Source organism: Nocardia sp. MH4 (genome assembly GCF_019266065.1).
Classification (GTDB): Bacteria; Actinomycetota; Actinomycetes; order Mycobacteriales; family Mycobacteriaceae; genus Nocardia; species Nocardia canadensis.
On the sequence record NZ_LPNR01000128.1, the window covers coordinates 167,630 to 194,277 of the forward strand.

The following is a 26,648-nucleotide window of genomic DNA, read 5'->3' on the forward strand; positions in this document are numbered from 1 at the left end:
ACTCAGGGCGAGCCAGCGAGCACCAGTTCTGCCCGGCTTATGCGAAGCTGCTGGGTGATGGCCCGCTTGCTGAAGATGAAGTCACGGGGGCGATTGATGCAGTCGGCGGCAATCAGCTCGCCAGCACGGAGGTAGAAGCATGTGAATTCGCGGCCCCGGGTAGGATCCCCGCTGAGTACGACTTCGTCGTAGCCGGTGTTTAGACCGGCGATCTGGAGCTTGAGATCGTATTGATCCGACCAGAACCATGGAAGCGCAGCTATGTTCTTTGACTTCCCGCAGATGGTCGCGGCAGCGACCTTGGCCTGCTCGCCCGCGCTGGGTACAGATTCCAGGCGTATGCGACGGCCGTAACGGGCCATGTCGTGACTGGCGCAGTCCCCAGCGGCCATGATGTTGCGGTCGCTGGTCCGACTCTGGCCGTCGATCACGACCCCGTTGTCGACCAGCAGACCCGCGTCGGCGGCGAGTTCGGTATTCGGCTCCACGCCGATGCCGACAATGACGAGGTCGGCAGGAATTGATTCGCCGCTGGACAGGAATACCTCTCGGATCCTGACGTCTCCGGATAGGGCCTCGACTAGCGCGCCTGTTCGGATGTTCACGCCCTCCTGTCGGTGAATTCGGTCGAAGAACGCGGATACCTCGGGGGCTGTGACCCGTTCGAGGACGCGTTCGGTAGCCTCGAGCACAGTGACCTGCAGACCCAGCGCACGCAACGAGGCGGCCGTCTCCAGTCCGATATATCCGCCGCCGATGATCACGACCCGGCGCCCCGGGCTGCTTTCCTCTCGGATCATCTCGACGTCCGCCGCGGAGCGTAGGTAATAGACCCCGGCCAGGTCGACACCGGGCACGGGGAGTCGACGGGGGCGAGCGCCCGTGCACAGTGCGAGCTTGTCGTAGGGCACTTCGTCGCCGGTGCTCAGTGAGAGCAGGCCAGCCGAACGGTCGATCGCCTCCACCGTTGCATCCACGAGTTGGATTTCCTGCTTGTTATAGAACTCGGCGCTGCGAATCGCGAGCTCGTCGAGGGTTTGCTTCCCTGCCAGGTATGCCTTCGACAGCGGAGGGCGGTGGTATGGTAATACCGCCTCTTCTCCAATGATGGTGATCTCGTCGGTCCATCCTTCTTGGCGCAGACTGCCGGCGAGTTGGACCCCGGCGTGGCTGCCCCCGACGATGACGGCCCGCCGCGTGGTCATATGCTAGTTTTCGGGGTGAGACGGACCATCATCTTGCTGATGCCCCGCACAAAGTTGGACTGCACGTACTCGGGCTCCTCGACAACCTCGATACTTTCGAAGCGAGGAAGTAGCTCCTCCCAGAGGATCCGCAGCTGCAGCTCGGCGAGCCGGTTGCCCATACAGCGGTGAACACCGAAGCCGAAGGCTATGTGGTTGCGGGCGTTTGACCGGTCGATGATGAAATCGTCGGGGCGTTCGAATACTCGCTCGTCGCGGTTTCCCGAGGCGTACCACATCACTACCTTGTCGCCCTTGCGGATGAACTGCCCGTTAAGAACGGTGTCAGCTCTGGCGACACGGCGCATGTAGGCAAGCGGAGTTTGCCATCGGATGATCTCCGAGCACATGTTGGGGATCAGGTCGGGGTTCGCTTTCAGCTTCGCGAACTGTTCAGGGAAGCGGTTGAGCGCAAGAACGCCGCCGCTCATCGAGTTCCGGGTCGTGTCGTTCCCTCCGACGATCAGCAATACGAGGTTGCCCAAGAACTCCATCGGGCGGTCGATCAGGTCCTTGGTATTTTCATTGCTTTGCAACATCGTGATCAGATCGAATCCGGGCTGCTCCCCAGCGGCTGTCCGGGCCGCTTTGTCGTGCCAGAGAGCGCTGAGACCTCTCGCCATGTCGCGCATGCCGGGGAACACCTCGTCGTTGTCCGATGGCCCACCGTTGGCCTGCTCCAGCGAGGTTGCGAGATCCGACCAGTAGACGAGCTTGTGACGTTGCTCGTACGGGAAATCCAGCAGGGTCGCAAGCATCCGCGCGGTCAGTTCGATCGAGACGTTCTGCACCCAGTCGAACGGCTTATCTACGGGTAGATCGTCGAGCACCTCTTGGACGCGCGATCGAATCAGGCCCTCCATCTCGCGCAGGTTCTTCGGCGCGACCACGCCTTGAACAGCGGCCCGCTGTGCGTCGTGTCGTGGCGGGTCCATCGCGATGAACATCTCGATATCGAGGAAACGGGGCGGAGCCCCGATAACGATGAACGGCTCAGCGGAGAAGAGTTCGTGGTTCTTGTCGACGGCCACGATGTCAGCATGCCGCGTCACGGACCAGAACGGACCGAACGGACTGTCTGGCTGATAGTGGACCGGGGCCTCGTTTCGCAGGCGCGCGAAGTAGGACTGCCAGCGTCCCTGGCGGTACAGGAAAGGGTTGCTGAGGTCGATGTCAGCGAGCGCGACTTCTTCGACTGGCGGGATGGGCCTCTCGACGAAGAGCTTCTCCCCGTTCGTTCCGGTCATCCATCGGCGAGTCTTGTCATATAGGTGTGCACCCTGGATCTGTAGATCCATCGGGATGGTCGACTGAACCTTGGCGGTGATTGCTCCGGGAATCTTCATCGCGTCGTATCCGTTTCTCGCCGTTACATCTGGAACTCGGGTAGGTGGACGATCAAGCCGTCCCAGGCCGTCGATGCCATCATCTGGCACGACAGCCGGGAGGTCGGCTGGCGCTCGGGGTTCATCGCGAGCATCTCCTCCTCATCGGCGCCGGAACGTCCGACCTGCTCGATCCACTGCGGATCGACAACCACATGGCAGGTGCCGCAGGCAGCTTCGCCTCCGCAGTCCCCGTCGACGCCGGGCACAGCGTTGTTGGTCGCGACCTGCATCAGCGACTGGTCTTCCTCGATCGGCGCCTCGTGCTTCTCGCCGTCGTGGGAGACAAAAGTGACAACTGCCATAGCCAACTCCTCGATGCGTTGTCCTCAATGTGACTTGGTCCAAGTGTTGTCGAACACGGGTTCGGAGGCTATGTTCGGCAGAGTCAGAAATTTGTGAATTCGGCTCAGAGAGACCATGGTGAACCTCAACGACGAGGGCGTGCCTCCGCTCATGTTCGTGCAACTGCTCGAGAGCCAAGCGCTCGACCCGGACGCCGCCGCTCGGCTTCGCGACATCATGGCTCGCGAAGGAATTGACGAGACGACGTTGATCCAACGCAATATCCAGGCCCCGATACGGTGGTTTCGCGAGGTCTACCCTGCACTCGATGTCGACCAGGCAACTTCGCTCGGCTTCGCGTTCGCCGAACAAGCTCAGTTGACATCCTTCGGCCCATTGAGTTTTCCGCTGGTCAGCGCAGGCTCGGTAGCTGAGATCGTGGAGCTGCTCACCTATCTGCCTTTGATCTCGACGGCTCTCAGTCCGCAGTTCCACCCAAGTGACGAGGGACTCACCGTCGGGCTCGCCGCGCACACAGGCGATTCGGCGCTGAACTGCCTGGTCGTCGCGTATGGCGGGTCGGCACTCCTGCGCCTGCTCGACATGCTGGCCGGCGATATGCCGACCGTGACACTCCATCTGAGCTGGTCAGCGCCGAACTTTCTAGCCGATAATGAGGACGCCCTAGCTGGGCGGTTGTTCTTCGACGCTCCGACGTCATTCCTTAGTGTCCCGGCGGACACTCTCAACGAGGTATGCAGGTTCTCCGATCCGGTCGCCTATCGACTTGCCATCGTGGATCTGCAACGAACCCTCGACCAGCGAAGTAAAACCATGTCTTTCTCGGAGAAGGTACGACGGCTGCTGGAGGAAGATCCTGGAAAGCGGAGTAAAGACTGGGTCGCGCACGAGCTGTCGATATCGACGAGCACACTCAAGCGGCGTCTATCCGGGGAGGGGACCACCTTTCGCGAGTTGCGCGAATCATTTCTGCGTGACCGTGCGATGCTGCGGCTACTCGACCGATCGATGTCGGTGAGTGAGATAGCTGCCGATCTCGGATATAGCGACCTCGCGAACTTCTCGCACGCCTTCAAGCGATGGACCGGTCGCTCTCCCAGCGAATTTCGACACGAATAGGACCACCCGTCCCGTCGTTGGTGGATGGAGTCTGCGCGAACTGGTGCAGATCGGTTGGGGCTGGCCCCAGGCAGGAACCCGCTGCGGCATACGACAAAAACTCGCGACTTTGCCGAAACCGTGCAGAACTTTGCCGAACTCGTTGCTGCAGCCAACGGCTATCAGCGGCGTAGCCAACACCTAACACGGCGAGTAGTGAGTCGGCACCGGTCTGAATGATCTCAGCGCGTTGCCACCAGGATCCTGTCGGTGACGGCTGCGCATGAGATGGACGGAGTCGAGTCTCTCAATCGTGAAGCACATCGACTCGGTTAGCCAGCCCTAACTGGTCCAGTTGCGATGCGATGCAGGACTGCAGCACGAATCGATCGTGCCCCGCATCCAGGGCCGGTGTTGACGAGAAGGCGACGATCGGTGCCGAACCGACAGTCTTACCCGCTAGGTGGAGGGGATCGCCGGTGAGCTGGGTACTTGATCTTGTCGGCCTGCTTCGAAGCGGCTCACCCGTTATCCACGGGCGGGTATTCGGTCACTGGCACTGATCGGCGGTCGGTCCGTTTCCGACCGCGACCCTTGGGTGGGTAGCGAGAAAGTTGTCGACCAGTTGGGTGCAGTCGTCATGATCGATGGTGCGTAGTCCGGTGAGGCGCGCGAACACGATCGGGCCGAGGAGTTCGATGATGGCGAACGTGGTGTCGAACTCGCCGAGCATCGCCCGCGCGTCGGGGCCGGTGAGGATCCGGTCGAACGGCTGGCGATATTGCTCGATGACGCGGGCACGCAGCGAGGTTACCGCTGCCGGGTCGGTGTGGTCGTCGCCGATCGATCCCATCGCCAGCCAGGCCAGCGTGGTCATCTGCACTGGGGCTTGTTCTACGAGGTCCGCCTGAGTAGTGAGTAGCGCGATGAGTTGATCGCGCACGGGCCCGTCGCCGGTCGGTGTGTCGACATGGGGAAGCAACCGTTCGAAAGTTGCCGCGAGCAGTTGGGTGGTGCTGCCGAAGTGTCGATAGAGAGTGGCGCGCGCGACCTTCGACACGCGGGTGACGGCATCGACTGTGACCGCTTCGACCCCGCCGGTGGACAGCAGATGACTGGCCGCGTCGAGCAACCGGTTGCGGGACCGCGCCAGCCGAGGATCGGCCTGCTCGTCGGCTACGGTGCGCGGATCGGCCGCGGCAGAGTCCGGCTCTGTCATGGCCGCCCCTTCCTCGATTCGTATCGCTCAATTTGATCGTGCGTGGACGTCATCTCGCTCGCCGACCCACTATGATACTAATAGTCTCACACAGAGACTATCGATCTACAACGGCGGGAGGTGCACCGGTGAACACTTCCCGGACGGGCGCTGTCGAGATCGCCCGGTGGACCAGGGCCCAATACTGGGTGCTGGCAGTATCGTGCCTGGGGGTGGCGCTGGTCGTCGCGGCCATGGCGGCGTTGTACTCGGCGTTGCCTCAGATTGCAGTCGCGACCGGGGCGACCCAAGCCCAGCTCACCTGGATCGTTGACGGCTACACACTGGTGCTGGCGTGTCTGGTGTTGCCCGCCGGAGCCATCGGTGACCGCTATGGGCGCCGCGCGGTGCTGGTGGCGGGACTGGCGGTGTTCGCGGCCGCCTCGGCGTTGCCGCTGGTGCTGACCGACCCGGTGTGGCTCATCGCGGCACGCGCACTCGCCGGTGCTGGCGCAGCGTTAGTGATGCCATCGACCCTGTCGATTCTGACCGCAGGCTTCGCACTAGCTCATCGCGGCCGAGCGGTGGGGGTATGGGCGGGCGTCGCCGGATCCGGAGCTGTTCTGGGGATTCTCGGTGCCGGGATGCTGCTTGAGCGGTGGTCGTGGCAATCGGTATTTGTCGGGCTGACCGTGGCGGGGATTGTGCTGGCCGGGTTGGCTTGCACGATCGCGGAGTCTCGCCAACCCGAGCATCCGCCGGTGGACGGAATTGGCGCGGCGACGGTGGCTGTCGCGATCGCGGCGATCGTGTTCGCCGCGGTCGAGGTTCCCGCACGCGGCTGGGCCGACCCGCTCGTCGCTGTCACCGCCGGTGTCGGAGTCGTGGCGGCGGTGGCGTTCGTGGCCGTGGAGCTACGGATCTCGGCACCACTGTTAGACGTGCGGTTGTTCGGACGCCGAGGCTTCGGTGCTGGCTCCCTGTCCGTGACCATTCAGTTCCTGGTCACCTTTGGGGTGTTCCTACTGCTGGTCCAGTACCTACAGCTGATTCTCGGATACGGGCCGCTGGCGTCGGCCCTGGCGCTGGCGCCGATGGTGGCGCCGCTGGCCATGATTTCCGTGATCGCGCCTTGGCTCTCGAGCATGGTGGGATTGCGGGTGATGACCGTGACTGGCCTTCTCACCATCGCTGCCGGGCTGGTGCTGGTGAGCCGGTTGGACCTCGCCGCGAACTACCTCGACCTACTGTGGCCGCTGCTGATCATGAGCGCGGGCCTGGGATTGTGTACCGCCCCGGCGACTTACGCCATCGTCGCCGACACCCCCGAGGCCAAACACGGGGTCGCCGCGGCGGTGAATGATGCCGCCCGCGAGATCGGCGCCGCGATCGGGATCGCCGTGGCCGGCAGCGTGCTGGCCGCCGGCTATACTCAGCGTATCCAGCCCGCCCTACCCCGCCTGCCCGAGTCCGCTCGCGAACCCGTTGCCGATTCCCTGGCCGCCGCCCTGCAGGTCGCCGAGAAGGGCGGACCAGCGGCCCAGCCGCTAGCCGAGTACGCCAAGGCCGCGTTCGTGCACGGCAGCGGCGAGGCCGCGCTGGTGTTGGCTGCTATTACCGCCGCAGGCGCGATCGTGCTGGCTGTGCTTGCACCCGGGCCCACCACTCGCCGATGCCGCGCACAACCCTCGTGCACGATGGCTCCTGCCTCTCGCACGTCCCCTACCCGCGAAGGACGCCCGGCATGACGGCCTATCGCACGATCCTTGTGGATACCGATGGATCCGATCGCTCCTACCGCGTGGTCGACCGCGCCGCCGAATTGGCCCACGCCACCCACGCCCGACTGGTTATCGTCGGCGTCCGCCACCACATCGACGAACGCACACTCGGAGTTGACCTCGACCGGCTGGGACCCGAGGCCTACCGGCTGCGCGGCACCAACCCGGTCGAAGCGATATTGCGCACGGCCTGCCAGCACGCCCTAGCGCACGGCGCCATCGACATCGACACCCGCATCTTGTCCGAACCCACTTTGCGTGCCCTATTGCGCCTTGCCGCCACTGCGGCGCCGGACCTCATCATCACCGCCGACTTGTGCCGGTCGAGTCCGCTGGCCCGGCTGCTGTCCAATACACCGACCGAGCTCGCACGCAGAGCTCACTGCGACATCCTTATCGCCACCACCCAATGACACACATATGCAGAAAGCACCCATGAGCCGCACATCCGATACCATAAGATCCGTATCGTCCGAGGCCGAGGAGAGTACGCCCCTCTTCCCTGTGGTTCCGCCGGAATGCCAAGACTTGCCGCCCCATCATGATCATTGCCTCGGTTGTGGGCCAGCCAATCCGCACGGCCACCAGTTGAGCGTCCGACGTGACGCGGAAGGTGTCTACGCCCGTCACACGTTTGACTCCCGCCACGTTGGCGCCCCAGCGATCGCCCATGGCGGCGCAGTCGCCACCGTCCTCGACGACCTGTTCGGGTTCCTCCTCTACACCGTGGGAGAACCCGCCGTCACCCGCCACCTCTCCATCGACTACCTCTCCCCGGTTCTACTCGACACCCCGTATATCGCCCGCGCCCATCTTCATTCCCGCCAGGGTCGCAAACTGAACCTTCGGGCCACCATCGAAGACGACCATGGCCACATGGTTACAACCGCTACTGCCCTCTTTCTCGTCGTCAACATCGACCACTTCTTCCTGGCCTCACAGCGTGCCACCTCTTCAGACGTGCCACCAACGGCCTAAGCGGCGATCACGTACTGTGGCCGGCGCGATCAGGCGATGAGGACGACTTGGGTCGGGACCGCTATGCCGCCAGCGCACTCTGGGGTGCAGGCTGCTGTGGGACGGTGACCTACGGGCTTCGCTCACGAGTATGCGCTGTCTGACACGATCCGCCAAAACACTACGCACAGGATGCGGCTGTTATGACTCTAATGGGCACGCACGGTCCGGAAATCCCGGAAACGCCAAGCTTCGGTGGCCTCGTGACCACCGATGACATGGTCGCTGCTCGGAAACGATTAATGGAATTCACCGATGAAGACGAGGCATTGCTGCGGCAGTTTAGCGGAGTCGCGACACCCGGTATGGCTGAGATCGTCGACGAACTCCGCGCCTACCTAAACGAACACCGGGACACTGCCGCACTTCTTTCTGGGCGCGACACTGAGGAACAGGTCGAACATCTTCGAAGCGATCACCTTTCCGGTTTGACGGCGGGAACCGTCGATGCTGACTATCTCATCGAGCGTATGCGTATGGCCGCGCGTCACGAGCGACTCGGCGTGAAGCCGACATGGCTTCTCGGCGCGTACAATCGGTTTCTTTGCTCTGCTGCGAGCCGGATCTGTGAATCCAGCTCATCTTCCGATCCCGAGCGTGCGTTGGCGACGCTGCTGGCGCTACAAAGGCTGGTGTTCCTCGATATCGGCCTCGCCGCCGACATCTACCTCGCCAAACGCGAGCACTCGAATCGCGAGCAGCAGAGGGCGGTGAGCGAACTCCCGACTCCGGTACTGCAGTTGATCCCAGGGCTTCTGGTGGTCCCGATCGTAGGAGAATTGGACGATCGCCGGGCTCTCAATTTGACCAATCAGCTGATGGCGCATATCCGCAATTCGAGGGCGCAGGCCGCCGTCGTCGATATCACCGGACTGCCGTCGATCGATCTCGACGTTGCTGCCCATCTGATCACAGCAGTAAAAGCATGTGCGCTTTTGGGTGCGGAGGTTATTTTCACTGGGCTTTCCGCCGAAGTCGCCCGGACGCTTGTCGACATCAGTCCACAGAAAACTACGCTCATTACATTTGTCGACTTGCAGAGTGGGGTCGAGCATGCCACACAGACACTTGGGTACGAGATGGTGATGACGTGGCCATTACGCAATACCTGATTTGGCGAAGTGCTTGGCCAGTTGCGCAGTCCCGGCTGCGGTGGGCGATCCGGCTCACCAGCCTGTGTACGTGCCGACGCGGTGCTGATTGCGAAGTAAGTCCGCCGTCGGTGAAGATGCTCAACAGCAACGTTCGCGCGCACCGCCAAACATGCCGCGCGCAGTATCTGCGGTGGGCCACCGCTGGTATCGTACGGAGCTTCGGCGGCATTCGAGTTCGGGTACCGGTCCTCATAGCTCCTAGCGTGAATCTGCATGTGTCACCGAGACACGTTGCGATGCAGGAAGTTTCGCAGCGGACCTATGTGACGGATGATTGTGGTGGTTAGCGAACCGCAACTCCCAGTGAAGCCGCCGGGAATAGCCAGCCCTCACCACACAGCCCGAGGTTGGTGTTCAAGGGGGAGTGGGGGAGGGCTGTACGTGCTGTCGGGGGCCGCTCATTCTCGGGTTCGTGTCCGGATGACCTTCTGGCGCAGGCTAATAGCTTCTGTCGGTGCGGTTGCTGTGCCGTCGCCATCAGATCAGTGCGGCATCGAGATTCAGGAATCCGTAATGGATGTCGATGCGGCGTGCCCACCGGATGGCCAGGCGCCGGTACCGGGGGAGCGGGCGCAAGTCTGCTCCACGATCCACCGGCCGCAGTGACTTTGTCCCGGGTTCCGCGGCGGGATGTAATTCGACGCAGTAAATCCCCTTGCCTGGACGGCCGAGGCCACTGGGACGGCGGATCGATAAAACTATCACCGACACGGGTTGCGAGCATGTAGTCTGTACGCCGACCTGCGACAGCGCCGGGATCGACGGCCCATTCCCATCGCGGAACCCGAGACAAAGGTCACCGCCAGTCGGCTAGTCGTGGAACAAACCATGGCCCGACCCCACCAATATCGGCGAACGGTGATCGATGGAACGCCGCATCGACATCCACTATCGATTCCTGAATGTCGGTGCCGCAGTATCAGACCGCGACGACTCAGCAACTGAACCTGACAGGAGCTCCTAGGGCACAGCGTGGTAGTCGGATAGGGCGAACTGAGTCATTTGGCTACGGAATTGTCGAGCCAAGCCCGGGAAAGCCGCGGGATTAAAACCATCTTCCCCGACAGGCCAAGTAACGCATCCAGAGTTCCAAGTCGTGCGAGCCAAGTGCCGTTGAACAACCGCGTTGAATCGGTCCTGCGCTGACTTTCGTACATCAATATATCGGAGCCCCCATCGCTCCAGCGTCCGCACCGACTCTACGATGTAATCTATCTGCGCCTCCAGATAGGCTAGGGCTGTGTAGAAATACGGACCGGAGTTCGGTCCGAAAGTGAAATGTAGGTTGGGATACCCAGAAACATGTATGCTCTTGTACGCGTAAACTCCTTCGACCCATTCTTCCTGGAGGAGTCGTGCGCCACAACCACGAACCGGGAATGGTACTCCAGCCTCGCCGGGTGCATCGAAAACGATCGTATCGAAGCGGCGCTCGACGCCATCAACCGTGAGGATTCCGTGCTCCGTAAGCCGAATGATCGGGAAGGTGAGGAGTCTGCAGTTGTCCCGATCTAGAGCCGGTAAGAAATCATTTGAGATGAGCAATCGCGGACGGCACGCCCGGTTGTCCGGTGCGAGCTGCCGTCGCGCCCATCTATCTTTGACCTGAAGCCTCAACTGGATTTTAGATACCTGTTCCAGCGCGGTGGTGAGACCTGTTGTTCGAACCAAACCGTATCCGATAGACTCGTACGCCCAGAAGTGGGCACTCCGGGCTAGATCCTCGGCCAGCGGTAGTTTCTCGAATAGCGAACGTCTCCACCCTGCCGTCCCGTACTGCGGGTGGGGAAGAACCCATCGCGGTGCACTCTGAAATACGGTGACGTGGCGGGCTCGGTCCACCAACTCCGGGATCATCTGGACTGCATTGGTGCCGGTACCGACGACTGCCACCGTCAGTCCGGTGACATCGATACCGGCGTCCCATCGGGTACCGTCTATCTTGTGGCCACGAAAGTCGTCGGCGCCCACGATCTCGCGCCTGCTTGCGTTCGAGAACGGCACAGTCGCCACCACGACCGAGCGGGCAGTGATGCTCTCCTCCTCGCCACTGCTGGTCGAGACACGCACATGCCAGGTCCCTCGAGCCTCGTCGAAGTCGAGTCCGTTTACGTTGTACCCGTAGCGAATCCGTCCATCGAGACCATGCCGGGTGATCACGCCGCGCATGTAGGCGCGGACGTCTACGCCCGGCGTATACCTATGGCTCCAGGCGGGATCCCGCGTGAACCAGAACGACCGCAGTACTGACGGACGACCGCAGGATGCGTCCGGATGAACGCTGTCGCGCCACTCACCGCCGGGCTCAGGTGCGCGCTCGAGAACCACGACGTCCTCGATCCCCGCGCACCGTAATCGGATCGCGGTGCCGATTCCCGAGAACCCGGCACCTATGATCACGACTCGTGTGGGACCGGGAATTGTTTGCCCGGGGTCATCGTCTGTCGGCCGCCCCTCGTCGATCATGCTGCGGCCACCGGTTGGTAAGTGAGCTCGTTGATCCAGGAAGGAGTCGAACCGAGCCATTGTTTAGGGTAGTGCTCAGTGATCGTCAACAGGGCATTGCCGAGTAGTCGATGATAAGGGTGCGACTGGTCCATGACCATTTCACCGTAGTACTTGACGAGTTGGTAGATCGGATTGCGGCGGGTGGCGACGCTCCGGTCACCGATAATGCCGAACTTCCGAATCGCGTCGAAGAGCTTCTGTTCGTCGAGTCCCATCGCGATGATGCTGTCGTGCATACGGGTCAGCAGGGGCAACCCGGTGAGGATGCCGATGAGTAGGGATGGGCGCAGCGCGGCGCCGGCGGCTTCGATCAGCAGTCGGTGTATCGGCCCCGCTCCAATCATGTCCAGCACATGGAAATCCACAGCTAGGTGACGGGACTCATCGGCATTGATCCGCTGAAAGACCTTGTGGCACAGGGGATCCTGGATCTCCTCAAGTAGGAACTTCAACAGTGCTCCGTCGAGTGCCACCTCGAGCATCGGAATCGCTGAGCCTAGTACGGACAGCGGCAGATCATCTGCGTAGCTGTCCAGCCATTCTATGGCTAGTCGGATATTGATATTCGGTTCTGGGATCTCGTCGTCATCGAGCATTCCCCAACGGCGCATGAGGGCCAGCTCGGCGTTTGCGTGCTTTTGTTCCTCGGCCTGGAAGTAGCGGTAGATCTCAGCTAGCGTACTGTCCTTGGTTTGACGGCCGAGCGCGACGAAGGCGCGCGAGCCGACCTGCTCGATCCAGACCAGATCGGACATGAATTGCTTGACCTGCGGGAGCTGCTCGGCCGTTATCGTGTCCGCGCCGGGCTCCGCCCAGTCGAAGTCGCCGAGTGCCCATTGGCGTTGTTTTATGATTTCCAAGGTGTGCGGCAAATCGATTGACATCGCTCTACTCCTTCGCGAATATGGACACAAAATCTTGGCCTGGTGTCCGGAGGCCGTGCATTTCGCAGCGGTAGCCGCTCACGTGTGGCATTGTCGGACAAAACTCTTGGAACTCGTTCCAGTAGACGAAAACGCTCGTCGCTGGCGCATGCTGGCCGTGAGTAATCCGGCGCCGGGCGAAGGCCGCGGCGCAGCGGGGTCTCCTGAAATCGCGGGCCCGTGCGCGCCATTTGCGTCCGTTAGCGAGGTCGAGGCCGGCGAGGGGGGAGGTGTCAGGCGATCGCAGCTGCGATTAGGCGTACGTCCTGGCCATGAATCGACGGGCAGAGGCCCCGCCTCGGGTACTCCGCGATGGCGATTTGAAAGCCGTCTAATCGCGTGGCCGACCACCGACAGGCACGCCATCCATGGTCGTGCGCACCAGGAGAGCGACACCGTCGGGGCGTTCGGCGCACGACCGAGGGCACCGGGAAACGCAGATCGTGCGGAGAGCTCAGACGTCAGTCTGCTGTGGGCGGGCAGTGAACAAGCCGCGAGCGTAGCGGCGTGAACGCAGGGGAGTGTAGGTCCGCAATGCTTGACACCGGGAGCGTGAACTGCGCCACCAAGTGAGCAAGCAGCCCCGAAACACGTGCGCACAAGCGAGACCGCCGACGCCCACACCGCACTTCGGACACCGCTTCCAATGATGACTGTTGCAAGGCCAGAGCACTCCCTCTCCGATAGGGCCAGTCCCGAGGCGACGACATCCGACGATGAGGACCCGCGCGTGTTGGTCCTCATCCATTCGTTCGTCGTCAGCCCGGACTTGCACCGGGGCGCCCCGTTGCGTACCACAGGAACGATGGTACTCACCTAGTATGATCGTTTCAATGCCCACGTCAGGGGTTTGAAAGTATGGCGTACGGAGGTTCATTGGGTGCATACTCAACGGTCGACCAACGACCCCTGCCCACATGACACCCGGCGACGTTGCCCGGCTCGAAGGATCCGATCACGACGATGAACTACACCAGGTTGCTTCTGAAGGCCATCGCGGTGATCCGGACGCCGTCGCCGTCTGGGACCTCGGAACGTATCCTCGACGCCGGGCTAAGGCAATTCGAGGTTGTCGGGATCAGCCGCACACGTATCGAAGACATCGCTCGTCGCGCACGGCTGGCACGTGTGACGCTGTACCGACACTTCCCGAGCAAGGGGCGCATTGTCGAGGCGGTGATTCTGCGAGAACTCGCCAGGTTCCTCGTTGAGTTGGAAGCAGAGGTGTCAAATCATCAGGATCTCGAGGAGAAGATCGTCGAAGGATTCGTTTTCACGCTGAAGGCAGTACGGGGGCACGCCCTGCTCAACAGGCTGTTGGAGACCGAGCCGGAGTCACTACTGCCGTTTCTCACGATCGAGGCAGGGGGTCTTGTCGCGACCGCGTCGAACTTTCTGGCCGACCAACTCGCGCAAGAAGTTGATGCTGCCCGCACGGATGTCGAACTTCACGTGGTTTCCGAGCTGACTGTCCGCGTGATCCTGTCGTTCGTGCTGACCCCATCGACCCGCATATCCCTCGATACCCCTGAGGGTGCGCGCCGATTCGCGCGCCGCCACCTCCTGCCTCAGCTGCGTGACGACTCAGTTGGCGGTAGCGCGACATAATGTCAGATCTGTATCGCTGCCCGGCCGCAGAGATGCGCACCGGTAGAGGACAGAGGGGGATGCGCTCCTCGACGAAGTAGCGGCATACTCGTTGTGGTGACGACGAAATCTGCACGTCGCGGCGCGCGATTCTCGGCCCTGGGTAGCACCCGGGATGCCCTACTTGATGCCGCAGAGTTCTGCTTCGAAGAGGTCGGATTCTCGGCGACGACGATGGAGGACATCGCTCGGCAGGCCGGCGTCTCTCGGGCCACCGTGTACCGGCACTTCGCGAACCGTGAATCGGTGGTCTCGGGCGTCGTCCTGCGGACGGCCGGCCGCTACCTCGACGGGATTGGCGGGCCACTCGCCGGACAGCCTGATCTCGCATCTGCCGTGCTGGTCTTCGTAGAGACCACTGTTCACGCCGCCAGCCGAGAGAAGTCGATTTCCGCTCTGTTCGTCAGCGATGATCGCCTCGCTGGAATCGGTCTGACAGAGTCCACATCGGTCGCCCTCTTCGAACTCGTCACCGAGTTCCTGCGACCGGTATTCACCCGTCACCGCGATGACCTGCAGCCGGGGATCTCAGTGGACGACGCCGCGGAGTGGATCCTGCGGACGATCCTCAGCCTGCTCACCGTGCGCGGCCCGAGACGGCGCAGCCCTGAGGGCCTACGCGCGTACCTTTGCCGCTGCCTCCTTCCTGCCATCGTCGTACCAGGGTCTACCGAATTGGATCGGCACCGCGGTCATGACGAGCGTGCAGATCGCAATCCAGGTGACACAAATCTGCAGTAGTGTCACCTTGGGGCAGGTCAACGCAGAGACGGAGGAGGCTCCGATGGAATTCCCGCAGTTCGACCCCCAAGTTGCTGGGCAGGTGCTCGGCGCGGCAACGGATGTGGGCGGCATCTCGGCATATCTCGGATTTCGTCATGCTGAACTGAGCGCCGGTCGGTTGATCGCCGAGATGGAGGTGCGAGACGAGCTCCTTACCCCCTTCCGTACATTGCACGGTGGCTGCCTGTCAGCCATGGTCGACCATTGCCTGGGTGTTGTCTTTTATCCGGTGATCCCGACCGGCTGCTGGGTCGCGACAACCGAGTTCAAGATCAATCTTCTGCGGCCGGTCACGGCTGGGGTATGCATCGCCACGGCAGATATCATTGCCCTGACCAGGCGATCGGGCGTCGCACGCATCGACATCACCAACGACGGCAGGCCAGTGTGTGCCGCTCAGGGGACCGTTACGATCGTCAGCGACGGGGGCGGCAGCTCGTGACGGAGGGCATGATCGAGATGCAGGTGCTGGCTCGTGACGGAATCACGCTGGCAGCCGACTACTATCCCCATGGTTCCAACCATCAGGTTGTGATCCTGTTGCATGGAGGTGGGCAGAGTCGTCACGCCTGGACCACCTCAGCGCTCCGCCTGCGCGATCGCGGCTACACAGTAGTTGCATACGATGCACGTGGGCACGGCGACAGTGACTGGGCCCCCGACGGACGATACGACGTCGAGCACCTTGTCGATGACCTGCTCATGGTGCGAGAACGATTCTGCACCGAGGACGCGCCCGCGGTCGTCGGAGCATCGTTGGGCGGGATGACCGTTCTTGCCGCGCACCTGCTTGCGCCACCCGAGTTGTGGGGAGCGGTGGTGCTGGTCGACGTGACCCCACGGATGGAATTCGATGGCGCTCGACGCATCGTCTCGTTTATGTCTGCGCATCCTGACGGATTCGCGAACCTCGAAAACGCTGCCGACGTCATCGCGGCATACAACCCGCACCGCGAACGACCGGTGCGGCTTGAAGGCCTTCACAAGGTACTGCGGCAACGAGCCGACGGTCGATGGGTGTGGCGATGGGATCCCGCCTTCATCACCAGTCGTTTCCAGGCGTTGCAACAGGACGCGTCCGCCGGTGCCGAGCAATTCGAGACGCTTGTAGAATTGCTCGTCGCGGGTGCGGGTCGAGTCGTCGCGCCGACTCTGCTCGTGCGCGGTGCCCTGTCCGATCTGGTATCGCATGAGACCGTTGCAGAATTCCTGGAAATTGTGCCGCACGCGGAGACGACCGATGTCTCCGGAACTGGCCACATGGTGGCAGGAGATGACAATGACGCATTCACGCAGGTTGTCACCGACTTCCTCGGACGCACCCTATAGGCCCGATCGCCTCCGGGAGTTGGGTGCTGGTCATGGCGTCTTTGCGCGACACCATTGCCAAGGGATCGACTGCTGACGGGCTGTTCTCTGATTGCAAGAAGGCACACCGCGACTTGCAAGGCCAGGCGGCTGAAGGGTGAGAGGCCCATCGGCCGCATATGACACCGGCCAGAGATAACGGGAGAGGCGCGGACTCCAGGTCGCTAGCGATGGCCAACTGGCGATACCGCGCGGCCTGGGCAGCATTGAATGTGCTCTCCGTTCGTGCTACTTGTGCTGGCACTAGCCTTGCCCGTTTAAGCCCAGTTCGGACAGTTTATAGACCAATCTCAACTGTGTCACAGAATGATGCAGGGCCGGCGGCGAACCGCCCCGGGTTGAGTACCGCTTTGGGCTGTCTCGGAATTCTGTCCGCTGAGTTGTGAGATTCCAACCGTTCGATGGAAGGATCTCCGCTCGTGCCGATGATGTACTCACCGCAGTTCCGTGAAAGCGCTGTCGCTCTGGTCGTCGATGAAGGAAGCAGGGTCGCCGACGTCGCCCATGATCTGGGAGTCACCGAGGCCACGCTGTAGCGGTGGAAACATCAGGCCCGCGGTGAGGCCCACGGGACGTCCACGGTCGAATCGGCGCAACTGAGGGATGCGCTGAACAGGATCAAGCAACTCGAGGAGGAGCTGCGAGCGACTCGGCTGGCCGCGAAGGTTTTCGACGACACCACGCTCGGCTCAAAAGGCGGTTCCCGGCTGTCACGACCTTGACCGGGCAAGGAATCAGCATCCGCACCGCCTGCCGTGTGCTCGGCGTGTCCGAGCGCGGCTACCGCCATCACGGCAACCGATTACCCAGCCAACGCCGACTGCGCCACGAGATGCTCGCCGAAACGATCCGGTCTATCCATGCGGCCTCGCGCGGCTGCTACGGCGTGCGCCGCATGCACCCCGAGCTCACCATCGGCATGGGTATCGAGGTTGGCTCTGGACGGGTGCGCTCGATCAAAGCAGCCAAACGTTGGGCTGGTGTGTCGCAGTCGAGAATTTTTGTGGACGGCCGGTGAGCTCCTCAGCGACCTCGCAGTGCGCATTTGGATTGTAGATGCGTAAGTCTATTCGTCGCGGCAGGTTCTGCCGCAGAGTACCATTAGTGTCTTCGTTGCTGTCGCGCTGTCGCGCTGTCGCGCTGTCGCGCTGTCGCGCTGCCGTGCTGCGCCGGGATCGGCGAAGTAGACGCGAATGTCGGTGGCCATGGGAAAGGATCGGTGCTCGGCTATCTCGGCATCCTGGTCCCGAGTCGCGGTGCGGTGGAGGGTCGCGGGTAGTTCGGTGCCGGCGGCGATGAGGCTGTCGCGGACGACTTCGGCGGTCCGTTCGGCGCCGAGGTGTCCGAGGACGAGATAGCGCTTCAAAGTTTCTGGATCGAGGAGCCACGAACCGGGCCCTGCCGCGGCCGCGGGAGTTTCGCCTGATGTCGGCTATCGGTGGGTTCACCGGGCTGGAGGCTCGACGCCGCGCCCGACGCCACGGGTGTGTATGCGGAGCAAGACGCGATGTTCGATACCTCGAGCTCTTCCGCAACCCTGTCAGCGGCGTCACAGCGGCATCGGAATGCTGACCTCGATGGAGTACGAGAACGCAACCATCGTGGCGTGAGGTCCACGACTCCGTGAAACCAGGGTAAGACCAGACCTAGAAGACCGGCCGAGCCAGATTCCAACATGGCTGGCGGAAGCACTCGCGTCAGCCATGCAGTTAACTGTGGTGTTGCTGCCACTATCTCGGTCACCTTGTGCGAGTGGTGATGGGCCAGGTCTTCCCCGGACCGCTCTCCCGGCAGATTCTGTTGTGTATGCATGGAGACGGCCCGAAAATGGAGTTACGGGAAGGCTTCGAGACGGTCGGGCGGCGACGAAGGGGCATATCGCGGTCGGTCAGACCGCGCTGATGGGTCTGGCGTGTCGGCGAGCTTGCATCCGGTGGAGGTCGCGAGCGACTCGAAATCCATCGCCAAGCGGCGATCGTCGGATCGAATCGCGAGTTTGCGGATCAATTGCTGTCACGCATCCGTTGGAGTCTGATGGTCTATTGACAGGGTGTGACCCAGGACGCATACTCGTACCTCAAGTATCTAGTACTTGCCGTAGCACACATGGAGGTGTCGTGGTCGTGATGGCGCACTTGGTCACAACTCAGCAAGGCACAGCTTTCCGGCCAGCACCAGCCGAGCACGTCGAGTGCAAGATCAGCCGAACCGATGCGTTCTTTGCGCCCGCCGCGACGTCGGGCAACGATGCGAGAGACGAGATGGGAATCTGCCGTGGTGCCTGCGCGTAGTGAGTTGTCGGCGTCGGCCCGAGTAATTCGCGAGAATTTATCCGGAACAGTGGTCTCTGGCCTCCGAACGTTTGGTCGGACTACGCGGATGGCGTATTCAGCCGTGCTGGGTGCCGCGAGTGACATTGCCGGATCTAAGTTTCAATGGCGTGAGGCGCTGTATCAATCCTGGTACTTGATTACTGTTACCGCAATTCCGGCAATCCTAATGGCCGTGCCATTCGGGGTTATCGTCTCGGTTCAGGTCGGGAATCTGATCCATCAAATCGGCGCAGATTCACTGCTCGGTGCAGCTGGCGGTTTGGGGGTAATTAAACAGGGTGCCCCCATGGCGACAGGATTGTTGCTGGGCGCGGCTGGCGCGGCCGCGATCGCGGCCGACTTGGGCGCCCGCAACATCCGTGAAGAGATCGACGCCATGCGAACAATGGGCATAAGTCCTATGCATCGCCTCGTAATTCCTCGGATGGTGGCGATGATTCTCGTTGCACCGATGCTCAATGTCTTGATCATCTTCGTAGGGGTCGTGGCGGGATATGCAGTCGCGGTCGGTCCTCAGGGGGTGACGCCCGGAAGCTATTGGGGAACCTTCGGATCCTTCACCGTAATGGCGGATATCGGCGTGTCGATTGTCAAGTCTGTCCTGTTCGGCTTCATCGTCGTGATGATCGCGTGCCAGCGGGGTCTTGAGGCCAAAGGTGGTCCACGTGGAGTAGCGGATGGCGTGAACGCGGCGGTTGTTCTCTCCGTCGTCTCTGTCGCTGTCGTGAATCTATTGGTCACTCAGTTGGTCTCAATGTTCCTTCCAACAAGGCTGGCATAGATGTCGGAGATGAAGTACACCCCCCCGCGGCTAGTGAAGGCCCGGCGAACTGCGACGTCACTCGGGCACCGTGTCGTTCCGGTGGAGCTCCTAGGTTTCGTCCTCAATTTCATCTGGCAGGCATTGTCGGCGATACCGTTCACGCTCAAACGATATCGAGCGGAGACAATGCGCGCGATCACGGATATGACGTGGGGGCAAGGCTCGATCATCGTGGGCGGTGGAACGGTCCCGATGCTGGTGGTGCTGGGACTGGTCATCGGCGGCTCGGTCGGCGTCGAGTCATTCGCGACTCTGGATCTCATCAGTATGGGGCCAGTGTCAGGCATTGTCTCAGCCTTCGCCAACACCCGAGAGCTGGCGCCGATCGCGGCAGGAGTCGGATTCGCCGCACAAGCTGGGTGTCGTATAACAGCGCAAATTGGATCGATGCGGATCTCAGAGGAGATCGACGCCATCGAATCGCTTGGATTGCGATCGATACCTTTCGTGGTAACGACCAGGATTATTGCCGGCGCGGTCGCCATCGTTCCGACTTTTCTTATTGCTCTAATCCTCAGCTATGCGGCGTGCCGGACTGTGATCGTCCAGCTGCACGGCCAGGCCGCAGGTGTCTACGATCACTACTTCTATCAATTCATCAGCGGGTGGGATATCACTGCTGCGGTGATCAAGGTTCTTGTATTCGGAACGGCTGTAATTTTGATTCACAGTTATCAAGGGTTCTTCGCGACAGGCGGTCCGGAAGGCGTCGGAATTGCGTCCGGCCGCGCCGTCCGGGCAAGTTTTGTGGCGATCATCAGTCTGGACATGGTATTGACCATGCTCTTGTGGGGTGTCAACTCCGCGATCGAATTCACAGGGTGAGCGCCGATGTCTCGATATGAAATGCCGGGAGTATCGGCAACAAAGCGATCGTCGATTATTGTCGGTATGGTCGCCGTGCTGACGGCACTGTCAGTAGCGGCCGCTTGGACAGTTGGCAACGCGGCCCGCGGCGACAACCGAATGCTTGTGGTGTTGCGCACCGAGAAAATCGGAGACGGCGTCGGGGTGGGTACGCCGGTGCAGTTCGACGGTGTCGGCATCGGTGCCGTCACTGCCATCGGTTCAGGTGATGGGGCGAAACAGGTGACTTTGATGCTTGATCGAGCAAACTCGAGCGGGCTCACCGACAGCCTTCTCGTAGACTACTCGCCGTCTAATCTTTTCGGTATCAGCGAGGTTGCGCTGAAACCGGGCGTTGGGGGCGCGCCCCTGCGAGACGGCGTTGTTATCGACCTGACGGGTCCTCGATCTGACAGGCAGCGAGATGCGACCATGGGTGTACTGATTCGGACAGTCGCCGAGACCACGGGAAGCCTTCTTACCCCGGAACTCACCGACGTGCTGGTGCGGGTTGCTACAGCGGCCCGCCAATTCACGCCACTCATGGAGGCGATTGTGGTATCCGGCCGGAACGTTGCTGAGACACGCTCTGTGCCGGTATCGGAGTTGCTGGAACAGTATGGCTCGATGCTTGTCGGCAGCGCATCGATGATCGACGGCACGGTAGGCCTGATATATCGGCTCACCACCATCGAGATTCTGAATAGCCAACGCGAGCTATTCGACGCCACAGTCAGTGTTGTAGGCCAACGCTTCTTCCCCGCCCTCGCAGGAACGCTATTCACGGCGCAGGCTCATCTGTCAGAGTACGCGGTAATGCTCACGCCGGTTCTTGCAAGTGGCAGCCGAATGGTTTCGACGCCTGGTGTTTCGAGCATGCAACTCTCCGAGATACTGTCGCGTCTGGATCGGTCGTTCACGTCGACACCTAGTGGCCCGGCACTGAGTATCAAACTGATTCTCGATCTAGTGCCCGCGATTGCGGCGTCCTCGCCGGGAACGTTCGTTCCGTCACCGTATTCCGGAGGTGGTCGATGAACAGGCATGGCAGCCTATTGGTGGTAGTCGCGAAGCTCGCGGTTTCTGTAGTCGTGATCGCAGTGCTGCTCGCAGCAATCGCGCAGACTGTGCAACGCCCCGTCTCAGGAGGGACTAAGCAGTTCTCATCGGAATTCGTCGATGCGAACGGTCTCAAGTCCGGAGACGATGTTCGGATGAACGGTGTCCGCATAGGCAAAGTGCTTTCGATCTCACTTGAGGATGGTCGCGCAATCGTTACGTTCATGGTCGAACGCGATCGGAATTTATACGAGAACACCGTCCTGGCGATACGATATCAGAGTCTGGTGGGCCAGCGTTACGTCGATGTTCAACAATCATCGCCAGTCACGGCGGAGTTGGCGGCAGGCAGTAGGATCGGGGCTTCCAGAACCATCCCGTCATTCGACATCACAGCCCTATTCAACGGGCTGAAACCGGTTCTGAGCGAGTTGTCGCCAGCAGCAGTAAATAAGTTCGCTACTAACATGATCGCCGCTATAGAAGGAGACGGCTCGGGTATCGGTTCGGTTCTCGACTCTATCCAGACGTTGTCCAGCTATACGATGGACCGACAGGCAGTGATTACCGCATTGGTGGCTAATCTGAAAAAGATATCTGACCATCTCGGCGGTCGATCCTCACATCTGGTGCAGCTTGTTTCGGAGCTGTCGGTGGTTGTCTCAACGCTACGTAGCAAGGTGGATGGAATCGTCGAATTCGCTCTTATGGCTCCAGACGTGATCGCGCCGCTGAACAGCCTCCTCGACGCGATTGGGTTGACTCCTGGTAGCAATCCGGACGCCGATACGCTGCTGCGGGCGATATTTCCAGATCCTCAACAGGCAGTCGAAGTACTCCGAAAACTGCCAGCGATGCTCCAGACCCTGAATAGTTGGATTCCGTCCGATAGTCCTGTCGTGAACCGAAACTGTTCGAACGGGAACGTAGACAGTCCGGATCCTTTCCAGGTGATGATCACGGGACAAAGGATATCGATATGCAAAGGATGATAGCCAAACTAGTAAGGATAGCCGGGAGATTCGCTGGCTGGGCGCCAACGGCCGCCTCATCACGTGATTTGCGGGAATTGCGATGGGGCTTCGTCGGAGCGTTCCTGATGGGTGTCGCGTTGCTAGCGAGCGTTTTGGTGTACGTGGTGCCATTCGGCCAGTCGACGTACTGGGCCGAGATGTCGGAACTCGGGTCCATAAAGGTCGGCGATGACGTCCGTATCGCCGGTGTTCCGGTCGGTGCCGTGAAATCGATTGAGCTGCGTCGGAAGGACGTCCGCGTGAGCTTTACGATTGACGATGATATTTTCATAGGCGATCAGACAAGTCTCGACGTCCGAATGTTGACTCTGATCGGTGGGCACTATCTCGCCGTGACATCAGCAGGGACTTCATCGCTTCGCGCCCCGATACCTTCTGACAGAGTGCATCTCCCATACAGCCTCGGTCGGACCTTTCAAGATGCAGCACAGCCGATCGCGGATATCGAGGGCGACACCTTACGGCAGAACTTGACTAACATGAATCGCGCGATCGCCTCCGGGCCGGCAGGGATCCAGCGAGCAGTCGATGCGTTCACATCGCTCGTCGAAATTCTCGACCGTCAGAGTCGGGACGTGTCGGAAACGCTTGCGATGGCCGACGAGTACATCAGTGCGATCAATAACTCGAAGGCGATCCTCGGGGAACTAATCGCAAGTGTCAACCTTATGGAGACGGTGGGGCTCGGCAAAAGGGCTGAGATTTTCGAGGCAGTCCGGTTGATGGAACAGCTTCTGTCTCGGATCGCGGCACTCGAGCCGGTGTACCGGTCAAGGCTGGATTCCATCGCCCGAAGTCTGGCCGAGGTCATACCCGAACTGAACCGTCTGGGCGAAGGTATGGGGCAGATCATCACAAGCACTCGGGACTTGATGTCGAGACTGCAGCCGATCGCTTCCTCAGAAGATGGCGTCGTTGTTGACCAGTCTGCATCAGTTGTCGTTGCGCAATCGGTTTGTATTCCCGTCCCTGGAAAGGACTGCTAAGGATGAATAGGATTCTGGCCTCCCGCGGTCTCATATCCGTCCTGGGCGTCGGGGCTATGTGCACGATATTGGTTGCTGGGTACTTCGCGGTACTCAATCCGCCCAAGACGATGCGGCACTACTGTGCAACGATGCCGGACGCAATTGGGCTGTACACCGGAAACCACGTCACCATTCGTGGCGTCAGAGTTGGCACGGTGACGCACATCGAACCCCGTGGTGATGCGGTGCAGGTTGGTTTCGAGGTGGACGCCAACTATTCGCCGCGTGGTGAGGTATCGGCCACTACCCTGTCAGACACCATCGTTGCTGATCGCTCCCTTGCTATTCTCGACAACAGCGAATCCGATGCTGAATGGGATCCCCGGAAGTGCATTTCCCGTACATTGACTCCGAAGAGCATGACACAGACACTCGATGCGTTGGGTGCCCTCGCAGCAGAAATCGACAATGGGAGTGATCCGGCACAGCGAGGGCAGCTATCCGAGGAAATCGCCGCACTCGACAGCTCGTTGTCCGGCACCGGTCCGAGAATGAACGAAATAATCCGCACACTCGATCGAGCGCTCGGCTCTTCCAGCGCTGCCGCCGGACACCTCGGGGCACTCATAGATTCGCTGCACATCTTGATGAATAGTGTCGCGCGTGGATGGGGAGATATCGAATCCATGATCACCCGTTTGGCGCCGGGGCTGGCGGTGATCGACCACGGAATCTTCGCGCGAACAGTCTCGATCATCGACTCATTGCGAATTATCGTGCCATGGCTGAACGAAATCACCACCATGTTCGGTGACCAAATCCTCCAAGGTCTCGATGCGACAGTTCCCCTCGCTCGCCTCGCTAGCGCGAATATCGGTACAATGAGGGACATTGTCGACATGGCGCCGCCGCTGCTGCAAGCCTTCGTGGACGTAACCGACGCGCACAGCGGTCGACCCGTTCTGACGTATGCAGCACCTAGGGTGGCCATGCCCCAAGCTGATGCTGACCGAATATGTGCTGCGATCGGCCTTGTCGCACAGGGCCGTTGCGATACTGCCGAGGACGGGTTGACGAATGTGTCTCTGATTCCCTTGGTGCTCGGAGTGGCAGGTGCGCGATGATTAATCTGAGAGTACATGCGGTGGCCATTCCTTCCCGGACCTGCCTGACGCAATTCGTGACCGCGGCCGCTGTGGCACTTGTATGCCTTGTCCCCGGCTGCGGATTCGATCCAGCTGCGATTCCTGTCCCTGGGACTGGGATATCGGGGGACCGCTATGGTATCCGAATCGAGTTCGCCAATACGCTAAACCTGCCGTCACAAGCACGAGTGACGGTCGACGGTCTACGTGCCGGAATTGTCCGCGATGTTGCGGTGATCGATGCCGGGAAAGATAACGACGGATACGTCGTGGTCGACGTGGAAATCATCGAATCGGTGCGGTTGCCTGTTGGAACTACGGCTGAGCTCCGCCAGCCGACCATATTGGGTGACGTCTCCATAGCGTTGATCACGCCGGAGGCCGACGGAGGTGGCCTCATCGCGCCGGGCTCCACAATCGATCGAGGACAAACTAAGCCGTTGCTTCAGGTTGAGGACACCATGAACGTCTTGGCGACCTTTGTCCAAGGGGGTGGAATACAGCAGGCTCAGGAGATCATCAACCGCGTGAACTCGGTGCTTCCGGCGGATACACGGGAGACTGCCTCGATCTCGGAGGTGCTGGGTGCCGATATCGAAGACTTGGCACAGCACCTGGATGCTGTCGACGCCTTGCTGGGTGGACTGCGGGCCAGTACCGATGCTGTGCTGAGCCGAACACCCGAGTTGGAGTATCTGCTTACAGATTCTGGAGTGGATCAGGCGGCTGCGTCGATGACGTCCATGATCGGTTTGATCTCACTGTACGATGGATTCACGCTACTGGCAGATTCCCTCCGATGGATCGGTCCACTGGCGCAGTCAGGCGACGCGGCTGCCCGTGCCTTTATACCACTCCTTTTCACGTCCCGGCCGTTGGACCTCTCAGCCCCGTCGAACTTGAACAAGATCATTGCGTTGTTGCGCGAAAAGGTCATTCCATTCGTGGAGCACGGACCGAAGGTTAATGTTATCGGCCTTGAGACTGCCGAAGGCTCTCCCGGATCCGAAGCCGACCGGATCGCTGGGATTTTATCGGCATTGCGTATGATCGGAGCAGTGCGATGAAACTGAGTTCGGCACTATCCCTCGTTGCGATCATGTCGGTTTTGACTCTGGGCGTCGGTTATCTCGCATTCGGTGTATTGCGAATAGATGTCTTCAGCGACTCGATCAACGTGACGTTGCGTGTTCCCCAGGCGGGAAGTCTGCTGGTGGGTTCACCGATACTTCTACGTGGTGTGAAGGTGGGAGAGATCGCGTCGATAGAGAAAGTCGAACGTGGTGTCGAAATGCAACTAGCCCTCGAGTCGAGATACCGAATTCCGGCAACGGGGACCGCGACAGTCGAAGACCTATCAGGTCTCGGTGAGCCGTATATCGAGTTCGTGCCCAAGAACGGCGCCGGTCCCTACCTAACCGATGGCCAGCGCCTCGACGCGGTACAAGTAGTACTGCCCCGTTCGATTCCAGACGTGGCGCAGACTGTTACGGGGCTGCTTGAACAACTGAATCCACAGGCGATCAGCAACATCGTCAAGACGTTGGATCAAGCGCTGACGGGAACAGACACCGTTATGCCGAGGCTGGCAGCCTCGACGACACTGTTGTCGGAGACGATTCTGAGTAGGTCGCCCGCCATCCGCAGCATCCTCGTCGATCTACAGACGATGGGCGCGGACATGGCTTGGGCCGGGCCCGGGATGGAAGCCGCTGGTCCCTTGTGGGACGAGGCAGGAATGTGGGGTGCTCTCATCGCCGATTCCATCGCCCGGCTGGCCCGTATCGGCACCATGCCGGACGACTACTTGCAAGGCAACGGCGTCGTACCTTTCCTCGGCGAGGTCACGGAATATCTCAGCCGCATTGGACCCGACTTGCAAGAATTGGCACCAGCCGTTCAGCCGCTGGCGGACAGCGCGGCGATGTCCATACCACAGATAGACATAAGCGATTTGATATCACGTGCTCTCAGCGCGACTGGAGACAGTGCATTAAATGTGCGTATCGGCATCAAATAGGACTGAAA

Annotated in this window: 26 protein-coding genes; 19 read left to right on the top strand and 7 right to left on the bottom strand. The window is 60.8% G+C overall.

Going from position 1 to position 26,648, the window contains the following annotated elements:
- Positions 1-2: 2 nt before the first annotated feature.
- The 3 genes from ATM97_RS31240 to ATM97_RS31250 are packed head-to-tail and all read right to left on the bottom strand — an operon-like array spanning position 3 to position 2,934.
- Positions 3-1,205, bottom strand: coding sequence for an NAD(P)/FAD-dependent oxidoreductase (locus ATM97_RS31240; RefSeq protein ID WP_062984869.1), 1,203 nt, complete (start codon positions 1,203-1,205; stop codon positions 3-5).
- On the bottom strand, positions 1,202-2,590 hold the full coding sequence (locus tag ATM97_RS31245; protein ID WP_062984867.1) for a cytochrome P450: 1,389 nt from the start codon (positions 2,588-2,590) through the stop codon (positions 1,202-1,204). Before ATM97_RS31245 ends, ATM97_RS31240 begins: the two co-directional genes overlap by 4 nt.
- Positions 2,591-2,613: 23 nt before the next feature.
- The gene (locus tag ATM97_RS31250; protein ID WP_019050196.1) at positions 2,614-2,934 is read right to left on the bottom strand and encodes a 2Fe-2S iron-sulfur cluster-binding protein; all 321 of its coding nucleotides are present in this window, start codon (positions 2,932-2,934) and stop codon (positions 2,614-2,616) included.
- A 118-nt stretch (positions 2,935-3,052) separates the two neighbouring features.
- Between ATM97_RS31250 and ATM97_RS31255 the strand changes: the two genes are divergently transcribed.
- Complete coding sequence (locus tag ATM97_RS31255) at positions 3,053-4,054, top strand: AraC family transcriptional regulator (protein WP_062984985.1); 1,002 nt, start codon at positions 3,053-3,055, stop codon at positions 4,052-4,054.
- A 529-nt stretch (positions 4,055-4,583) separates the two neighbouring features.
- Here ATM97_RS31255 and ATM97_RS31260 read toward each other — a convergent pair.
- On the bottom strand, positions 4,584-5,252 hold the full coding sequence (locus tag ATM97_RS31260; protein ID WP_062984865.1) for a TetR/AcrR family transcriptional regulator: 669 nt from the start codon (positions 5,250-5,252) through the stop codon (positions 4,584-4,586).
- Positions 5,253-5,380: 128 nt separating this feature from the next.
- Between ATM97_RS31260 and ATM97_RS31265 the strand changes: the two genes are divergently transcribed.
- The 4 genes from ATM97_RS31265 (at position 5,381) to ATM97_RS31280 (ending at position 9,141) form a co-directional block, all read left to right on the top strand.
- The gene (locus tag ATM97_RS31265) at positions 5,381-6,979 is read left to right on the top strand and encodes an MFS transporter (RefSeq protein ID WP_062984859.1); all 1,599 of its coding nucleotides are present in this window, start codon (positions 5,381-5,383) and stop codon (positions 6,977-6,979) included.
- On the top strand, positions 6,976-7,425 hold the full coding sequence (locus ATM97_RS31270; protein WP_062984857.1) for a universal stress protein: 450 nt from the start codon (positions 6,976-6,978) through the stop codon (positions 7,423-7,425). Before ATM97_RS31265 ends, ATM97_RS31270 begins: the two co-directional genes overlap by 4 nt.
- A gap of 22 nt (positions 7,426-7,447) precedes the next feature.
- The gene (locus ATM97_RS31275; RefSeq protein WP_062984983.1) at positions 7,448-7,990 is read left to right on the top strand and encodes a PaaI family thioesterase; all 543 of its coding nucleotides are present in this window, start codon (positions 7,448-7,450) and stop codon (positions 7,988-7,990) included.
- A 242-nt stretch (positions 7,991-8,232) separates the two neighbouring features.
- Positions 8,233-9,141 carry a protoglobin domain-containing protein gene (locus ATM97_RS31280; protein ID WP_170112136.1) on the top strand — a complete coding sequence of 303 codons (909 nt, stop codon included), beginning with the start codon at positions 8,233-8,235 and terminating at the stop codon, positions 9,139-9,141.
- Positions 9,142-10,143: 1,002 nt separating this feature from the next.
- On the opposite strand, the gene ATM97_RS31285 is transcribed toward ATM97_RS31280, so the two are convergent.
- Both ATM97_RS31285 and ATM97_RS31290 read right to left on the bottom strand, forming a co-directional pair.
- Positions 10,144-11,649 (bottom strand): NAD(P)/FAD-dependent oxidoreductase, encoded by a 1,506-nt coding sequence (locus ATM97_RS31285; RefSeq protein ID WP_084503717.1) that lies wholly within the window; start codon positions 11,647-11,649, stop codon positions 10,144-10,146.
- Positions 11,646-12,575 carry a hypothetical protein gene (locus ATM97_RS31290; RefSeq protein ID WP_062984851.1) on the bottom strand — a complete coding sequence of 310 codons (930 nt, stop codon included), beginning with the start codon at positions 12,573-12,575 and terminating at the stop codon, positions 11,646-11,648. The genes ATM97_RS31285 and ATM97_RS31290 overlap by 4 nt, the downstream gene beginning before the upstream one ends.
- 1,002 nt (positions 12,576-13,577) lie before the next feature.
- Between ATM97_RS31290 and ATM97_RS31295 the strand changes: the two genes are divergently transcribed.
- The 6 genes from ATM97_RS31295 to ATM97_RS31320 all read left to right on the top strand — a co-directional run bounded on the left by ATM97_RS31295 (position 13,578) and on the right by ATM97_RS31320 (position 17,430).
- Positions 13,578-14,222, top strand: a complete 645-nt coding sequence (locus ATM97_RS31295) for a TetR/AcrR family transcriptional regulator (protein ID WP_022565909.1) — start codon at positions 13,578-13,580, stop codon at positions 14,220-14,222.
- A gap of 96 nt (positions 14,223-14,318) precedes the next feature.
- Positions 14,319-15,002, top strand: a complete 684-nt coding sequence (locus ATM97_RS31300; protein WP_084503727.1) for a TetR/AcrR family transcriptional regulator — start codon at positions 14,319-14,321, stop codon at positions 15,000-15,002.
- A 43-nt stretch (positions 15,003-15,045) separates the two neighbouring features.
- Positions 15,046-15,486, top strand: a complete 441-nt coding sequence (locus ATM97_RS31305; RefSeq protein WP_062984982.1) for a PaaI family thioesterase — start codon at positions 15,046-15,048, stop codon at positions 15,484-15,486.
- Between the two features lie 8 nt (positions 15,487-15,494).
- Positions 15,495-16,373, top strand: a complete 879-nt coding sequence (locus tag ATM97_RS31310; protein WP_062984981.1) for an alpha/beta fold hydrolase — start codon at positions 15,495-15,497, stop codon at positions 16,371-16,373.
- A gap of 467 nt (positions 16,374-16,840) precedes the next feature.
- Complete coding sequence (locus ATM97_RS35120) at positions 16,841-16,948, top strand: transposase (RefSeq protein ID WP_374104923.1); 108 nt, start codon at positions 16,841-16,843, stop codon at positions 16,946-16,948.
- Between the two features lie 182 nt (positions 16,949-17,130).
- A complete protein-coding gene (locus tag ATM97_RS31320; protein ID WP_063816137.1) occupies positions 17,131-17,430 on the top strand; it encodes an IS3 family transposase in 300 nt (99 codons plus the stop codon).
- Positions 17,431-17,478: 48 nt separating this feature from the next.
- On the opposite strand, the gene ATM97_RS31325 is transcribed toward ATM97_RS31320, so the two are convergent.
- Complete coding sequence (locus ATM97_RS31325) at positions 17,479-17,778, bottom strand: hypothetical protein (RefSeq protein WP_062984847.1); 300 nt, start codon at positions 17,776-17,778, stop codon at positions 17,479-17,481.
- Between the two features lie 1,013 nt (positions 17,779-18,791).
- On the opposite strand from ATM97_RS31325, the gene ATM97_RS31330 reads away from it, so the two are divergent.
- The 8 genes from ATM97_RS31330 (at position 18,792) to ATM97_RS31365 (ending at position 26,640) form a co-directional block, all read left to right on the top strand.
- Complete coding sequence (locus tag ATM97_RS31330; protein ID WP_084503715.1) at positions 18,792-19,526, top strand: ABC transporter permease; 735 nt, start codon at positions 18,792-18,794, stop codon at positions 19,524-19,526.
- Positions 19,527-20,393 (top strand): ABC transporter permease, encoded by an 867-nt coding sequence (locus ATM97_RS31335; RefSeq protein ID WP_062984843.1) that lies wholly within the window; start codon positions 19,527-19,529, stop codon positions 20,391-20,393.
- Positions 20,394-20,459: 66 nt separating this feature from the next.
- Entirely contained in the window at positions 20,460-21,452 is a 993-nt protein-coding gene (locus ATM97_RS31340) for an MlaD family protein (RefSeq protein ID WP_062984841.1), read from the top strand.
- Positions 21,449-22,465: an MCE family protein gene (locus ATM97_RS31345; RefSeq protein WP_062984839.1), complete on the top strand. Its 1,017-nt coding sequence runs from the start codon at positions 21,449-21,451 to the stop codon at positions 22,463-22,465. The genes ATM97_RS31340 and ATM97_RS31345 overlap by 4 nt, the downstream gene beginning before the upstream one ends.
- A 107-nt stretch (positions 22,466-22,572) precedes the next feature.
- Positions 22,573-23,493: an MlaD family protein gene (locus tag ATM97_RS31350; protein ID WP_169812774.1), complete on the top strand. Its 921-nt coding sequence runs from the start codon at positions 22,573-22,575 to the stop codon at positions 23,491-23,493.
- Between the two features lie 110 nt (positions 23,494-23,603).
- Entirely contained in the window at positions 23,604-24,599 is a 996-nt protein-coding gene (locus tag ATM97_RS31355; protein WP_255284530.1) for an MlaD family protein, read from the top strand.
- A 20-nt stretch (positions 24,600-24,619) separates the two neighbouring features.
- Positions 24,620-25,687 (top strand): MlaD family protein, encoded by a 1,068-nt coding sequence (locus ATM97_RS31360; RefSeq protein ID WP_245914573.1) that lies wholly within the window; start codon positions 24,620-24,622, stop codon positions 25,685-25,687.
- Entirely contained in the window at positions 25,684-26,640 is a 957-nt protein-coding gene (locus ATM97_RS31365) for an MlaD family protein (RefSeq protein ID WP_063816134.1), read from the top strand. Before ATM97_RS31360 ends, ATM97_RS31365 begins: the two co-directional genes overlap by 4 nt.
- Positions 26,641-26,648: the final 8 nt, after the last annotated feature.